Source organism: Rhizobium sp. Nf11,1 (assembly GCF_050587665.1).
Classification (GTDB): Bacteria; Pseudomonadota; Alphaproteobacteria; order Rhizobiales; family Rhizobiaceae; genus Rhizobium.
On record NZ_JBOBHU010000002.1, the window covers coordinates 269109 to 284598 of the forward strand.

12 protein-coding genes are annotated in these 15490 nt (G+C 60.0%); 9 read left to right on the forward strand and 3 right to left on the reverse strand.

Annotation, left to right across the window (positions count from 1 at the left end; all coding sequences use genetic code 11):
* Both ACQ7C1_RS04115 and ACQ7C1_RS04120 read right to left on the reverse strand, forming a co-directional pair.
* Positions 1 to 642 carry a response regulator transcription factor gene (locus tag ACQ7C1_RS04115; RefSeq protein ID WP_430957427.1) on the reverse strand — a complete coding sequence of 214 codons (642 nt, stop codon included), beginning with the start codon at positions 640 to 642 and terminating at the stop codon, positions 1 to 3.
* Positions 639 to 4277 carry a PAS domain-containing protein gene (locus tag ACQ7C1_RS04120; RefSeq protein ID WP_430957428.1) on the reverse strand — a complete coding sequence of 1213 codons (3639 nt, stop codon included), beginning with the start codon at positions 4275 to 4277 and terminating at the stop codon, positions 639 to 641. The genes ACQ7C1_RS04115 and ACQ7C1_RS04120 overlap by 4 nt, the downstream gene beginning before the upstream one ends.
* A 300-nt stretch (positions 4278 to 4577) precedes the next feature.
* On the opposite strand from ACQ7C1_RS04120, the gene ACQ7C1_RS04125 reads away from it, so the two are divergent.
* The 3 genes from ACQ7C1_RS04125 to ACQ7C1_RS04135 all read left to right on the forward strand — a co-directional run bounded on the left by ACQ7C1_RS04125 (position 4578) and on the right by ACQ7C1_RS04135 (position 6033).
* Positions 4578 to 5330 (forward strand): SDR family oxidoreductase, encoded by a 753-nt coding sequence (locus tag ACQ7C1_RS04125; RefSeq protein WP_430957429.1) that lies wholly within the window; start codon positions 4578 to 4580, stop codon positions 5328 to 5330.
* Positions 5331 to 5398: 68 nt separating this feature from the next.
* Entirely contained in the window at positions 5399 to 5632 is a 234-nt protein-coding gene (locus tag ACQ7C1_RS04130; RefSeq protein ID WP_064693019.1) for an AbrB/MazE/SpoVT family DNA-binding domain-containing protein, read from the forward strand.
* Complete coding sequence (locus ACQ7C1_RS04135; RefSeq protein WP_430957430.1) at positions 5629 to 6033, forward strand: type II toxin-antitoxin system VapC family toxin; 405 nt, start codon at positions 5629 to 5631, stop codon at positions 6031 to 6033. Before ACQ7C1_RS04130 ends, ACQ7C1_RS04135 begins: the two co-directional genes overlap by 4 nt.
* A 197-nt stretch (positions 6034 to 6230) precedes the next feature.
* Here ACQ7C1_RS04135 and ACQ7C1_RS04140 read toward each other — a convergent pair whose 3' ends face one another.
* The gene (locus tag ACQ7C1_RS04140; protein ID WP_285194453.1) at positions 6231 to 7334 is read right to left on the reverse strand and encodes a LacI family DNA-binding transcriptional regulator; all 1104 of its coding nucleotides are present in this window, start codon (positions 7332 to 7334) and stop codon (positions 6231 to 6233) included.
* A gap of 326 nt (positions 7335 to 7660) precedes the next feature.
* Here ACQ7C1_RS04140 and ACQ7C1_RS04145 point away from each other — a divergent pair, with 326 nt between their 5' ends.
* From ACQ7C1_RS04145 to repC, 6 genes are all read left to right on the forward strand, one after another.
* Positions 7661 to 8623 (forward strand): sugar-binding protein, encoded by a 963-nt coding sequence (locus ACQ7C1_RS04145; RefSeq protein WP_097600605.1) that lies wholly within the window; start codon positions 7661 to 7663, stop codon positions 8621 to 8623.
* Positions 8624 to 8698: 75 nt separating this feature from the next.
* Positions 8699 to 10240 carry a sugar ABC transporter ATP-binding protein gene (locus tag ACQ7C1_RS04150; RefSeq protein ID WP_430957431.1) on the forward strand — a complete coding sequence of 514 codons (1542 nt, stop codon included), beginning with the start codon at positions 8699 to 8701 and terminating at the stop codon, positions 10238 to 10240.
* 38 nt (positions 10241 to 10278) lie between these two features.
* Complete coding sequence (locus ACQ7C1_RS04155) at positions 10279 to 11304, forward strand: ABC transporter permease (RefSeq protein ID WP_430957432.1); 1026 nt, start codon at positions 10279 to 10281, stop codon at positions 11302 to 11304.
* A gap of 519 nt (positions 11305 to 11823) precedes the next feature.
* On the forward strand, positions 11824 to 13017 hold the full coding sequence (repA, locus tag ACQ7C1_RS04160; RefSeq protein WP_097600607.1) for a plasmid partitioning protein RepA: 1194 nt from the start codon (positions 11824 to 11826) through the stop codon (positions 13015 to 13017).
* 1 nt (position 13018) lies between these two features.
* Entirely contained in the window at positions 13019 to 14020 is a 1002-nt protein-coding gene (repB, locus tag ACQ7C1_RS04165; RefSeq protein ID WP_430957433.1) for a plasmid partitioning protein RepB, read from the forward strand.
* A 154-nt stretch (positions 14021 to 14174) separates the two neighbouring features.
* Positions 14175 to 15479 (forward strand): plasmid replication protein RepC, encoded by a 1305-nt coding sequence (gene repC / locus ACQ7C1_RS04170; protein ID WP_430957434.1) that lies wholly within the window; start codon positions 14175 to 14177, stop codon positions 15477 to 15479.
* The last annotated feature ends 11 nt before the right edge of the window (positions 15480 to 15490 follow it).

The following is a 15490-nucleotide window of genomic DNA, read 5'->3' on the forward strand; positions in this document are numbered from 1 at the left end:
TCAATTCCCTCCCACCCGGCGCGAGTGGGTTATCGGTATTTCCAGTTTCTCCGCGATGCGCACGAGGTCGGCGAGCGATGCCGCCGCCATCTTCTGCATCACGTTTCTTCTGTGGATCTGCAGCGTGACTTCGCTGATCCCCAGTTCTGCCGCCGCCTGCTTGTTGAGAAGGCCGCTGACGACGAGCGGCAACACCTCGCGTTCACGCGGTGTCAGGTCGAGATAGTGTTGCCTCAGCATGCCGAGTTCGGCACGCTCGGTCCTCTTTTCCCGATCCTGGGCGATCGCCGCCTGGATTGCCGTCATCAGGTGCTCGTCGCTGAACGGCTTCGTCAGGAAATCCACCGCGCCGCGCTTGATGGCGCGCACGGAGGAGGGGATATCGCCATGTCCGGTGATGAAAACGATCGGCGGATGATCGCCGTCGGCTATCTGCCTCTGCAGGTCGAGGCCGTTGATATCGGGCAGTTCGATATCGAGGATGAGGCAGGCGGGGACATCCGGCTTGTCCGCTTTCACATAGTTGCAGGCCGACTCGAAGGCGATGGCGCGTATGCCATGCGAGTCCAGCAGCTCGCCGAGCGCCTCGCGAATGCGTTCATCGTCATCGACGATGAAGACAATATGGTCGTCCGCCGTCATGACGCCACCTGTGTTTCAATGGGCAATGTGAAGATCAACGTTGCTCCGCGCGGATTGTTCTGCTCCGCCCACAACCGTCCGCCATGCAGTTCGACAATCGAGCGGCAGATCGCCAGGCCCATGCCCATGCCGTCTTCCTTCGTCGTGAAGAACGGCTCGAACATTTTTTCGGGAAACTCAATCCCCTGGCCACGATCGCTGATTTCCGTCTGTACGGCATTGCCGATGTGACGCACGCGCACCTCGATCACCCTGTCGCCGGCAATGGCCTCCATTGCCTCCATGCCATTGCGGATGAGATTGATCAGAACCTGTTGGATCTGGGTGCGATCGACGGAGATCGGCGGGAGGTTGCCGTCGATCTGCAAAACCATGCGGGCGTGACGGCGCGCCATCTCGTCAGCCATGAGGTTGCGCCCTTCGTTGACGATGTCTGGCATCGTCGTATGAACCCTCCTGTCTGCGGATTGTTTGAACAGGGCGCGGATGCGGCTGACGACATCCGCGGCCGAGTTGGCGTCCCGAATGATGCGCTCGATTGTCCTTTGGGCACGCTCCATGTTCGGCGGTTCGGCCATGAGCCAGCGTTGGCAGGCGTGTGAGTTTGCGACGACGGCAGCGAGCGGCTGGTTCACCTCGTGGGCGATGGAGGCCGAAAGCTCGGCAAGGCTCGCGACCTGGCTCGCTCGCGCGAGACCCTCTCGCGCCTGACGCAGATCTTCCTCCGCCCGAACCTCGCCGTCGATATCGAGGCAGATGACATTCCATTGGACGATGGCGCCTTCGGCATTGCGCATCGGCGCAGCGCGCGTCTCGACCCAGCGGTATTCGCCGTCGAACCGCCGCAGGCGATGCCTGCGCGCATAGGGCTCACCGGTGCGCAATGAATGGGCGTAGTTCTCCTTGACCCCTGCCACGTCGTCGGGATGAACGCCGGCATCGAGCGTGCCGTCCAGCCGGCTTTTTCCCGTTCCATCAAGCGCTTCGAGCCTGTATCCGAGGAAGTCGCGCAGCTGTGGATTGCGATAGACCGGCTCCCCATCCGGCGCCGCGCAATCGATCATTGCTGGCAGCGTTTCAACGATCTGCCAAAGCGAACGCTCTCTCTCGCGCAACTCTTGCTCGATGCGCAATTGATCGTCGATGTCATGCGTCAGGCCATACCACTGAATAATCTGCCCGCTCTCGTCCCTGAGCGGCTCGGCGCTGCCTCTGACCCAGCGATAGACGCCGTCAGCGCGCCGCAGGCGATATTGCTTCGAGAAACGCTCGCCGGTGGCGAAGGAATGCTTCAGCGCCTCGGAAAGGCTCTCCGCATCGTCGGGATGGATGGCGGCTTCTATTATGGCGGACAGCCGGTTCGTGCCGGGCTTTTCTGGGTTTGCAATGTCCGGGCCGAGAAAATTGATCAGCCGCTTATTGAAGAAAGTCGGCTCGCCATCCGCATTCAAGCGCCAGAGAAGGCTCGGCACGATGTCGACGAGCTGCGACAGCTCCCGTTCCCGCTCGCGCAGTGCCTGTTGCGCTCGCACCTCGTCATCGATATCGACCGCAGCGGCATACCATTGCACGATCGTTCCATTTTGATCCCGCAACGGCTCTGCGCGCCCCTCCATCCACCGATACGCACCGTCGGCGTGGCGCCGGCGATACTTTATCGTATAGGGCTCGCCGGTCGCGAGCGCACGACCGAGCACCTCGCGCATGCGAGGTCCATCGTCGGGATGCACGGTTGCTCCGATGAGCACCGCCAAACGGCTGAGATCGGGTTTGTCCCAGGCTGCGACATCATCCATCCCGATGGATTGCAGGGTGCGCCTGCTGAAGAAGGTTGGCTCGCCATTCGGCGCCATGCGGGCAATGTGAACCGGAACCATGTCGACGAGCTGTGACAGTTCGCGCTCGCGGTCACGTAGTGCCTCGAGCGCACGCACTTCTTCGTCGACATCGAGGGAAACGCCGTACCATTGCACGACCTTGCCGTCGTCGTCCCGCCGCGGCTCCACCCTGCATTCCGCCCAGCGATAGACGCCGTCCTTTTCAAGCCAGCGAAACCGCATCGCGGTGCCGCTGCCGCTTTCGAAGCATTTGCGCAGCGTGCGCTGAACGTCGGGCGCCTCATCAGGATGGATCAGTTGCTGCAGCAACTCGTCGATGCGGGGTTCGCCGTCGGCGTCGAAATCGGCGATGACGGCGCGGAAGTGATCCTGATAGCGTTTGTTGAAGTAGATTGATCCGCCCGCCGGCTCCACGCTCCAGATGCGGACAGGAACGGCGTCGATCATCTGCTGCAACTGCTGTTCGCTCCGGCGCAGCGTCTCTTCGGCATGGACTTGATCGTCGATATCGTGACAAAGCCCGTACCACTGAACGATGCTTCCCGCCTGATCGCGCATCGGCTCGGCGCGACTCGACATCCAGCGATAGACGCCGTCGGCGCGGCGCAGCCGATACCGCATGGCGAAATTGTCGCCCGCGACGAGGCAATGGCTGAGCGACTCTCTGAACGCCGCGGTGTCATCGGGATGAATGATGGCTTGAAGGACTGCTTCCAGGCGGCTCATATCCGGCTTGTCGGCATCGGCCACGTCAAGGCCGAGGAAATCAACCATGCGCTTGTTGAAGAAGGTCGGCTCGCCCGCGGGCGTCAGACGCCAGACATGGCTCGGAACCATGTCCACCAGTTGCGATAGCTCGCGCTCCCGTTCGCGCAATGCGTCAACGCTTTGTCGCAACGAAAGCGACGCCAGTTGATGCTGGCGGGATATGGCCGCGACGATGAGCGCCGAAAGCGCCGAGATGGCCAGAAAAAGCTGCAGCATGATCTGCTTGTGTTTCTGGGACTCCGGATCGCCCGCGAATTGACCGGCGCCGGTTATCGTGAAGACCGCCGTAATCAGTGCCAGCAGCACGAGCGATATTGCCGCGCCCTTGAACTCGAAGCGGACTGCCGCCCACAAAAGAGGCGGCATGATGATATAGGCGAACGGAAGGTAGCCGCTCAGGGAAAGCGCGGCGACGGCGAGGAAGATGAGGCCGAGAACGCAAGCCTCCATCCATTGCGTGGTCGACAGCTGCGGTCTGCCCCGCCAGCTGTGGAGCACGACGAGCGCCAGCGGCGCCACGATGAGAACGCCGGTCGCATCGCCGATCCACCAGAGAGGCCATGCCGTCAGGAAGGATTGCGAGAGGATGCTAAACCACGCGAGCGTTGCGCTTCCGATGGTGGCGCTGACGATCGGAGCAATCCCGGCGCCGAGCGCTACAAAAGTCAGCACCTCCTGCAGGCTTTCCAGCCGCACAGGCCGCTGCAGAGTGCGGTTCACGAGCCAGGCGCCGGCCACCGCTTCCAGAGCGTTGCCGACATAGATCAGGAAGGCGGCAAGCGGTGGACTGTGAAACCACAGGACATTGCTGAACATCTCCGCCAGGCAGCCGCCCAGCACCCACGAGGGCCAGCTGTATCCGGAACTGAGAATAAGCGTCGCGATGAAAAGCCCGCTCGCCGGCCAGATGGAAATGCCGGTTCCAGGCACGATCGCCAGAGATTGGGCGAAGCCGCAGGCGAGCACATAGGCGAGGAAGAAAAGCCCCAGACGCGGGAATGGCGGGCGGTGCAACCAGACCCTCTCCATCAACCGCTCCGGCCGGACAGGCAAAGCCTGGGGATCGTCAGTGTTTCCTACAGCAGTTGTTTTCCACTTCGGGGCCGGCGCGCTCATATTGGAACCGTAATCCTGGCGCACCACAACCGCAACTCATGGAAACCCATGCATTGCGCGGGAATGTAAGCGATGGAGCATTCTGGACTTTGGGCTGGCTCCGCTATGCCTTGCGTCTCGAACGTCCGACCTCAAGCATGATGGAAGCCGTCCGGCGCTGCGGTCAATCTCCGTCGGCGCAAGCATACAGACGATGCAACAGAGGATGCCGAGATGAAAATCATGGTAGCGGGAGCAAACGGCCTCATCGGAACGCAACTGACGGCGGATCTACGGCGTTCGGGCCACGACGTCACGGCGGCATCTCCGTCGCTCGGCGTCGATACGGTGACTGGCAAGGGCCTGGAAGCGGCAATGACATGTGCCGACGTCGTTGTCGATGTGACCAATGCCGCCTCCTTCGGCGACAGTTCGGCGCTCGATTTCTTCAAGGCATCGACGAAGAACCTGCTCGCAGCCGCGGCGGAATCCCGCGTCCGGCACTATCTCGCGCTTTCCGTCGTTGGCACGCCGCGCCTGGTCGAAAGCGATTATTTCCGCGCGAAGGCGGTGCAGGAAAATCTCATTCGAGCTTCAACTCGCCCCTACACGATCCTCCGCTCGACCCAGTTCTACGAATTCATCAACGGCGTGATCGACATCGGTGCCGAAGGCAACGTCGTTCGCTTGCCTCCGGCCTCCGTGAGGCCGATCGCAGCTCGTGAAGTCGCGGCATTCCTGGCGGAACTGGCAACAGGACATCCCTTGGGCAACATCATCGAGATCTGCGGCCCCGAACAATTCGCCATCGACGACGTCGCCCGCATCTATCTCGCCGCCAACGAAGACCAGCGGCAGGTGATAACCGATCCCTCCACCTCGTATTTCGGGGTCGAACTGACAGGTGACGTGTTGCTGCCTCATGTCGGCGCGCGCGTGGCGACCCAGAAGCTCTCCGAGTGGCTCTACCGATCGATGGCGGCTTAGCGGCCATCTTGAATTCTGCCGAATGAAGTAATACCTTCTTCTTGGAGAGTATTACAAAGGCGTTCGCTATGACCACCACCGTTACTGCGAAAGGGCAGGTGACCATTCCGAAGCCTGTACGGGACATGCTCGGCATCGTTCCTGGCAGCCAGGTCGATTTTCATCGTGCTGCCGACGGCAGTGTGGTTCTGACGCGCGCCGACAAGAAGCGGCCGGCGAGCCGCTTTGAGAAACTGCGCGGCCATGCCGGCAAGGGCCTCGATACCGACGCTATCATGGCTTTAACGCGCGGCGAAACGTGACCCTTGTTGATACCAATGTGCTCCTAGACCTCGTAACCGACGACCCGGAATGGTCGGACTGGTCTATTGCGCAGCTGGAAGCCGCGAGTATCGAGGGCCCCCTGCTCATTAACGATGTAGTCTATGCCGAACTTGCGGTTCGATACGACAGGATCGAGGCGCTGGAAGCCTTTGTTGAACAGGCTGCCCTCGAGATGACGCCGATGCCGAGATCCGCTTTGTTTCTCGCCGGCAAGGTTTTCACGCAATATCGCAAAGCAGGCGGTACGCGCACCGGCGTGCTTCCCGATTTCTTCATAGGCGCTCATGCCGCCGTGCAGCAGCTGCCGCTCCTGACGCGAGATGGCGGCCGCTATCGCAGCTATTTCCCCTCGTTGAAATTGATAGCGCCCAGTTCGTGAGGCGAAGACCTGCGTTATGGCAGATTTCATCAAATCTCGTGCAGCGGCGGCTCAAGCTTTTGCGGCGGCTCCAACACTGTCGGCCGGTTTGGTCTTCGCACCAAAGGATGAAGCCTATTGAATAACTAGAGAATGATGCAGACCCAGACGAGAGATCATGCTCCATCCGTGCAGTGCCCGCCGGCTCGACCTCCAGTCTATCGCGGCCCATGCGCCCCATCGAAGATATGCCGCGCCTTGGCCCTCGGCGCAGCGACGGAATGACGATTGACCAGCGAGCATTCGAGCTTCGTAATTGGATAGCGCTTGCCGGGCATGGTCTGCAGGTTGAGATGTTCAATCGCCCACTGACCCATGGCGAGGTGCGGAAGGACCGAAGTGGTCAACGCCGGTACCAGATGTCTCGAAATTTCTTCGTCGTCGTAACCGACCACCGACATGTCCTGGGGAATGCGAAGTCCGGCATCTTTGAGCGCTTCGTAGCATCCCACTGCAGTGCGGTCGTTTTGGCAGAAGATCGCGGTCGGGGGTTCCTGCAAAGCAAGCAATTGCATCGTAGCGGCGTAGCCGGCACCGGCCGACCAGTCGCCTTCAACGACCAATTCTGGATCGAAGGGTATATCGGCGGTCGCTAGTGCACGGCGGTATCCCGTCAGCCGGTCTTGTGCAGCCTGCATCCAGATTTCACCGGTGATCGTCCCTATGCGATGGTGGCCGTGCGTGATCAGATGCCGGGTGGAGCTCTGGCCTCCGGCGATTTCACTTGGCACTACGGCTGGAAAGGCATGATCCGCCGTGTAGCAGTTCAACAATACCGTCGGGATGTTGAGTTCACAGACATAAGAGGGGAGCTGGATCTCTCTGGTATAGATTGTCATATATATGAGTGCGGATATGCCCCCGTTCGTCAGGGCCCTGATTGCTTTTGGCTCCATGACGGGATCACCGAGCGTTTGGGTAACCAGCAGCACGTTTCCCGTATTCCACGACGCTTGGCGGGCGCCCTCGATCGCGACGATCGCTTCCGGGCTGGTAGCGAGCTGATCCACGGCGAAACCGATCACGTTGTCCAGGCCCGAATAAGAGGCCTTCATGGTATAGCTTGTCCCCATGTAGCCGAGGGCGCGCGCCGCCTCCAATACGCGGTCGCGAGTCTGCTGTGAGATGCGGGTGCCGGGCGTGTCATTGAGTACGAAGGAAACAGCAGCCTGTGAGCAGCCGGCCGCCGCGGCAATGTCCATCATGGTCACGCGGGCAGGCTTATCCATTTCAGGATTCTTTTGGGTCTTAGGCTTTCGCATTCGGGGGAAAGATCTCCGGATCTTGGAAGAAGTTACGTTTTAGGTAATTAATATTAGCACTTATCCGAAAGTGCTGGCAATCGCGCGAGCACCTGCAATGCTTGGCAATGCTCACTTTGGAACTTCATTCTCACTATTCCGCGATGAAATGTTTTGATGTGCATTGATAATACTATTTACTAATTAAGATTCTTGTATACCGTCAGAGGGCGATCGGAACCTATGCCACTCGTCGCTTTTGCGGCGGCCCTGGGAGGGGGCGCGCATTCGGCCGGCCGTAAATCGCAAACGGGCCCATGCGACTGCGGCCCCTCGGGAGGTATATTATGAAACAGCTGAAACGGAATGCAGCCTTGTTCCTTGCCGGGCTGATGCTGAGCGCGGCGCCGATTGCAGTATCCAATGCCGCCGACAAACCGACTCTTGCTTTCGTCGTCAACGGAGCGTCTGACTTCTGGAAAGCTGCGGAAGCGGGCGTGAAGAAGGCTCAGGCCGAATTGCCAGATTACCAACTGGAGCTTAAGTACCCTGAGCAGGCATCGGTAGCCATCCAGCAGCGCCTGATGGAAGACCTGGTCAGTGCTGGCGTCAAGGGGATCATGGTTTCCGCAGTCGATCCCAAGACTCAGACCGAGGGCTTGAACAAGATCGGCTCACAAACAGCTCTCTTCACGACCGACAGCGACGCGCCGCAGACCAACCGCGTCGCTTATATCGGCTCATCCAATATCGACGCCGGTTTGCAGGCGGCCGAAATCGCGAAGAAGGCAATGCCGGATGGCGGCAAGTGCATCGGTTTTGTCGGGCTCCTCGGCGCCGATAACGCCAAGGAACGCATTCAGGGCATGAAGGACGGACTTAAGGGCACGAAGATCGAGCTGACGGATGTGCGCGGCGACGATATCGACCAGACACGCGCAAAAAAGAATGTCGAGGATGCGCTGGTGGCCAGCCCGGACGTGACCTGCATGGTCGGCTTTTACTCTTATAACACGCCACGCATCTATGAGGCGCTGCGCGACGCCGGAAAGCTTGGTCAGATCACTGTCGTCGGCTTTGACGACGATCCGATCACGCTCGGCGGCGTCAAAGAAGGCACGGTCGCGGCAACCGTCGTGCAGCAGCCATTCGAATGGGCTTATCAGGGGATGAAGCTGATGGCCGCCTACCTCAAGGGAGACAAGTCCGGTATTCCCAGCAACGGCTTGATCATCATTCCGACAGTGATCATCGGCAAGGATGACGTCGATAAATATGCCGCTAACCTGAAGGCCATGGCTGGAAAGTAATTCTCTCTCGCGGCGGGGGTACTCCCCGCCGCGAAAGACGTTTCATGCCGCAGCACCCGCAGTCATGGACAGGCAATGAATCATAGCTCAGACATCCCGTCACCGAACGCGCCTGCGACGCCGTTCCTTTCGCTTTCCGGCGTTGGCAAGACTTTTCCAGGCGTCGTAGCGCTTGACGGGTTGTCGCTCGACATCGTGCCGGGAGAGGTCATCGGCTTGGTCGGCGAGAACGGGGCCGGAAAATCGACGCTGATGAATATTCTTGGCGGCGTGATCGCTCCGGATCGGGGCACGATCCTGCTCGATGGCGCAGAGCTTCGCCACCTTACTGTGGAGACGAGCATCGCATCCGGCATCGCTTTTGTGCATCAAGAACTCAACCTTTTTGACAATCTCGACGTCGCCGCCAATATCTTCCTGGGCCGTGAGCCGTTGAAAGCGGGACCTTTCAAGTTTGTCGATCGCGCTCGGCTTCGCGAGATGGTGACCCCGCTCTTGAAGCGTGTAGGGGCACATTTTTCCGCCGATACACCCGTTGCGGCGCTCTCCCTCGCCGAACAGCAGATGGTGGAAATCGCCAAGGCACTGTCGATCAAGGCCAGGCTTGTCATCTTCGACGAACCCACCTCCAGCCTGCCCCTGGCTGAAACCGAGCGGCTCCTGAACATCATCAAATCGCTGAAAGCGGATGGTATCAGTGTGATCTTCATCTCGCACCGTCTCCACGAGGTTGAGCGCGTAGCGGACCGGGTAGTCGTATTGCGCGATGGCACGCTCGTCGGTACGCTCGCCAAGAAGGACATTGGCCATGATCAGATGGTCAAGCTGATGATCGGCCGGTTGCTCGCGGCCAGGACGGCAAAACCGCAGCGTTCGCCAGGCCCGGTCGCATTGAAGGTAAATGGTGTGCGCACCGAGGCCTATCCCAGCCGCCCCGTTGACCTGGAAATCAGGTACGGAGAAATCCTGGGGCTTGCAGGCCTCGTCGGATCTGGCCGCACCGAGCTTGCAAGGGTACTCTTCGGCATCGACCGGAGTTACGGCGGAGCCATTCTGCAGGACGGACGCCAAATTGCGATCGGTTCTGCTCGGGACGCTGTCGCCCGCGGCATCTTTCTGGTGCCGGAGGATCGCAAGCGTAATGGCATTCTTCTTGATCTTCCGATCGCCCAGAACATCACCCTTGCCGATCTTCCCAGGATTTCTAGCCGCTTCATGGTCTCCGCTGAACGGGAGATCGAGGCCGCTGAAAAGCAGCGTGTTCGTCTCGGTATCAAAGCGCCCTCCGTTTCGACGCGAACCGGCACTCTATCCGGTGGCAACCAGCAGAAGGTGGTTCTGGCCAAATGGTTGTCGATGAGCCCGAGGGTAATGATCTTCGATGAGCCGACACGCGGCATCGATATCGGCGCGAAGAATGAAATCTACGGCCTGATGCGAGCGCTTGCGGATGCCGGTGTCGCGATCCTGATGATCTCCAGCGACATGGAAGAGGTGATTGGCGTTTCCGACCGCATCGCCGTCATGCACGAGGGCCAGATCGCCGGCATTCTCGAAGAGGACGAATTCAGTCAGGAAAGCGTCCTTTTGCTTGCTGTCGGCAAAAGCGTAAAATAGCGGCTGCGGCCATTATGGGTATCGGGGATGGGTCTCGAATGATCAAGAAAGATCTTGGACTGCTGCTTTTGATCATCGTTGTCGGCGTCGTCGTCGCCATCATCAACCCGCGCTTCTTGCTGCCGATCAACCTTGCGAACACCGCCAACCTGATCGGCCTGTTCGGAATCCTGTCGATGGGCCAAGCTTTTGTCATTATTACGGGCGGTATCGAGCTTTCGGTGGGCTCGCTCGTAGCGCTTCTTGGCGTACTGTTCGTCGATTTCATTGCCGTTCAAGATATGCCCTGGACGTTGGCGTTACCGCTCATTCTCCTGCTCGGCGCAGTCATAGGCGCCGTCCACGGTTGGCTCATCACCCGGCTCAACTTGCAGCCCTTCGTCGTCACCCTTTGCGGCCTGCTGATCTACCGCGGGGCAGCGCGCTTCTATACGGCCGACGGAACGGCGGGATTTGCTTTCGGCCAGAATTTCCCGGAGCTTGAACTTCTGACCGCCGGGCGATTCTATGGCATTCCGAGCACCTTCATTGCTATGGTCGTCATTGCCGTAGCCATGTGGCTGGTGCTTCATCGCTCTGTCTTCGGACGTTATCTTTACGCGATTGGAAAGAACGAAGAGGCTGCTCGCTATTCAGGTATCCGGACTGACCGTTTGATTATGACGGCCTATGTCATCTGCGGACTGCTTACGGCGCTTTCGGCGATCTATTTCGCCATGTATACGCGCTCGATCTCGCCGGCCAGCCATGGCCAGTTCTACGAGCTCTACGCAATTGCCGCCGCCGTGCTCGGCGGCTTTTCACTCCGCGGCGGTGAGGGATCGATCGTCGGGGCCGTGCTGGGCACAGTCCTGTTGCAGGAGTTGCAAAACCTTGTGAACCTGCTCGGCATTCCCTCGTCGCTGAACTTCGCCGTCATGGGTGGCGTGATTCTCATCGGGGTCCTGATCGACCAACAATGGCATTCGATCCGCGCAAAGCGACGCCTTGCCTCCGCCGCACGGCAGACTGAATCCCGTCTTCCAAACGAAGGAAGCTTGCCGGTGGTTGCTAACCGGGACTAAGAAGCAGCCAGGCGGATTGTCGGCTGCTCATCAAGGACATAGTGCCATGACCACCGGTATATCGCCGCAAGCGTGGCGTTGGCCGACGCTATTTGGACGAAACCGATCGCCCATCGCCGCGGTGAAATTGCCGGTTTGCCGTACGAACGGCAAGACGGAAAGCCCCAAGCATTCTCAAACCGCACGACGCTTTGATGTGTCGTGCTGATCAACGGCAACAAAACCTGAAGGATGACCGGCTACCGTTACCTTGAGCCTGTCTGTGCCGCGGGAGCGTGCCGCAAAAACGCAATGATTCCAAATGCATAACGAGAATGAAGGCCTTGCCCGTCGGCATCGCGAGCGGTGCGAATCACCGCCGTCCAATCCGCCAAACCTCCGCGTTTCGGAGCCCGTTTTACTGGCTCTGATGCGTGTTTTGGTTAAGCATTTGTAATCCAGCCACGAATCGCGGCATATAGTAACTGCGCAACTGAGGCGCTTTCGTTCAAAATTGCGCAGTTATTTGGGAAAACCAATATGCAGCCGAGGCTTGCTCTCCAAGACGATCAAGAGCATCTCCCGTCACTTCTGGCAACAGATGCGCAGGAGTTGTCCTATCAACTTCAGCAGCATCAGGCGAAAATCTTTCCCCCTTTGTCGCAAAAGACGATCAGGACATTTTCTCCGGCGGAGGCTGCGGCCTTCATCGGCATCGGCGAAGGTTATCTCCGGCAGGTGGCCGCTGATGGCCATGGTCCGGATCCGCTGGCAAACGGTCGACGGCTCTATAGCGCAACCGACATGGACCGGATCCGCCGGGTCCTCGACGAGCGGAACGGCACGCCGAAATATGTGCCGGCCCGCAGGCCGGGCGAAAAGCTCCAGATCGTCTCCGTGATGAATTTCAAGGGCGGCTCGGGCAAGACCACGACCGCGGCCCACTTCGCGCAATTCATGGCGCTCCGGGGCTACCGCGTCCTTGCCGTTGACCTCGACCCGCAGGCGTCCCTGTCTGCTTTGTTCGGCCATCAGCCGGAATTCGACGTCGGTGAGGGCGAAACGATCTACGGCGCGATCCGCTATGACGATCCGCGCCCGATCGCCGACATCGTGCGCGCCACCTATACGCCGAACCTGCATCTCATTCCCGGCAATCTCGAATTGATGGAATTCGAGCACGAGACACCGAAGGCCATGACGTCGGGCAGGGCCGAGACGATGTTCTTTGCCCGCATCGGCGAGGTGCTGACCGATATCGAGAGCCTTTACGACATCGTCGTCGTCGACTGCCCGCCGCAGCTCGGCTTCCTGACAATGTCGGCGCTCTGCGCCGCGACCTCGGTGCTGATCACGGTTCATCCGCAAATGCTCGACGTCATGTCGATGTCGCAGTTCCTGACGATGACCAGTGAACTCATGTCTGTCGTCGAGAAGGCCGGCGGGCGCACCAGCTATGACTGGATGCGCTATCTTGTGACGCGGTTCGAACCGAATGACGGGCCGCAAAGCCAGATGACCGGCTTCATGCGGGCGATCTTCGGCAATCGCATGCTCCACAACGCGATGGTGAAATCGACGGCCGTTTCCGATGCCGGCGTCACCAAGCAGACACTCTACGAAGTCGAGCGCTCGCAATTCACACGCGGAACCTATGATCGGGCGCTCGAGTCGCTGAACCTCGTGAACGGTGAGATCGAAGCGCATATTCGCTCCACCTGGGGAAGGAGATAGGATGGCGCGCAAGAACCTGATCGAATTTTCCGCACCGAGCCCGGCGAGGGCGGAAGCGGTCGCGCCGCGCGAAAATCGTCCGATTGCCGGCTTCGTGCCGCAGGAGCGCAGTGGCGGGCCGGTCGGCGGCATTACCAAGACACTCGGCAACATCACCGAGAAGATGGAGCGCGCCAGCGCGCTGGAGCGGCAGCTTGCCGCGGGCCAGATGATCGTCGAGCTCGATCCCGGCGTGATCGACGCGTCTTTCGTCAGCGATCGCCTGGCGATCGATGCTGGCGAACTCGCCGAGCTGGTCGAACAGATCCGCGAGCATGGGCAGCAGGTCCCGATCCTCGTGCGTCCGCATCCGGAAGCCAAAGGCCGCTATCAGGTTGCCTATGGCCATCGCCGCCTGGCGGCCACGAGAGAGATCGGCATCAGAGTCCGCGCGGTCGTCCGTGACCTGACCGACGGCCAGCTGGTCGTCAGCCAAGGCCAGGAAAACAGCGCCCGCACCAATCTCTCCTATATCGAGCGCGCGCTCTTCGCGTCGCGGCTGGAAGAACGCGGCTTTGCCCGCGACGTCATCATGGCGGCGCTGAGCGTCGACAAGGCGGCGCTGTCGAGGATGCTGATCGTAATACGGCAGGTGCCGTTGGCGCTCATCAACGCCATAGGTGCTGCGCCTGATATTGGCCGGCGGCGATGGCTGGAACTCGGCGAGCAGCTCGAAAATGCCGATGTCGAGAAGATCATCGCGGAGTTGTCCGCGGACGACGCGCGGAAGATGACGAGCGACGAGCGGTTTCACCGGGCATTCGTTCTGGCAAAGAAAAAGGCCGCGGCATCGAAGCCGGCAGTCGTCAAATCCGAGGTCAGCGGCGTGCCGGTGACCGTTAAAAAAACAGCATCCGGCGCAACCTTTGTCTTCGACGGCAAGACTGCGCCCGGTTTCGACCAATTTGTCCAGGAACGGCTACAGGGCCTGTTCCAGGAGTTCAAAAAGCACAGAGGAGCGTAGCGCGCAAAAGAAAAAGGCCCCCAACGACGCCGTCGTGGAAGCCCTTCTCAGATCTTAAGCACATCGAGAATCGCATTTCCACGAATCACAGTCAAGCGTCTTAGGCACCAAAGTGGTGGACTGTTTTCTTTTGCCTGAACGAAGGTGAAGGCAAATGGAGAGTGGATATGTGACGACGCCCTTTGGGCGGCGGCCGATGTCGCTTGGCATGCTGGCAAGCCAGCAACTGGCCGAGAGCATCGAGCCGGGGATAAGACGCAGCAAGTGGAAACTGTTCAGGGCGATCTGCGAGGCGCGGCCGGCGCTTGGTGTGACCGATCGGGCGCTGACGGTGCTCGATGCGCTGCTGACCTTCTATCCCGATGACGAGATTTCCGAGGAGAAGGGCCTGATCGTCTTTCCCTCGAATGCGCAGCTTTCGCTTCGCGCCCGGGGTATGACGCCGGCGACGCTGCGGCGGCATCTTGCCGTGCTGGTCGAGGCTGGCCTGATCCTGCGCAAGGACAGCCCGAACGGAAAGCGCTATGCGCGTCGCGACAGGGAAGGGGAGATCGGTGAGGCCTTCGGCTTCAGCGTCGCGCCACTGCTGGCGCGCGCGGTTGAAATCGAAAACCTGGCCGCCGAGGTGGTTGCCGATCGAGAACTCATCCGAGCGACCAGGGAGCGCCTCACCGTGTGCCGGCGGGATATCTCGAAGCTGATCGCAGTAGCGATCGAGGAAGGTGTGCCTGGCGACTGGGAGCAGATGTCGCTGATGTTTCGCGGTCTCGTACGCAGGATTCCACGCGTCGCGGGGGCCGAGGAATTGGCGTTACTGCTCGACGAGATGGGGCTGCTGCGCGACGAAGCCGTCAACCTGCTGGAAAGACATATAAAATTACAAAAATTAGACGCCAATGAGTCTCAAACTGAGCGTCACAAACAGAATTCAAACCCCAATTCCACTTCTGAACTTGAACCAAGCTTCGACACGAAGCAGGGCGCGAAGCCGGCGACCGATAACGACCCGGTCGCCGGCCCGCAGGACGAGCGAAGATTGAAACATCCGGCATCGGCCGGCGCAATAAGCGGCAGGAAATCCGGCGCGGCTGAACCAGCGGCGGGACATACGCTGAAATCCTTCCCGCTTGGTCTGGTTCTTCAGGCCTGCCCGCAAATTCTCGACTATGGGCCGGGCGGAACGATCGGCAACTGGCGCGACCTGATGTCGGCTGCCGTCGTCGTCCGCTCGATGCTCGGCGTCAGCCCCTCGGCCTATGAGGAAGCCTGCGCCGGCATGGGGCCGGAAAACGCCGCGACGGTGATCGCCTGCATTCTGGAAAGGGGCGGACACATCAATTCGCCCGGCGGTTATCTCCGCGATCTCACCCGCAGGACCGAGAGAGGCGAATTTGCGATCGGCCCGATGCTGATGGCGCTGGTGCGGGCAAATGGTGGAGTGCGGCGCGATGCCGGCTGATGGACTTCGGC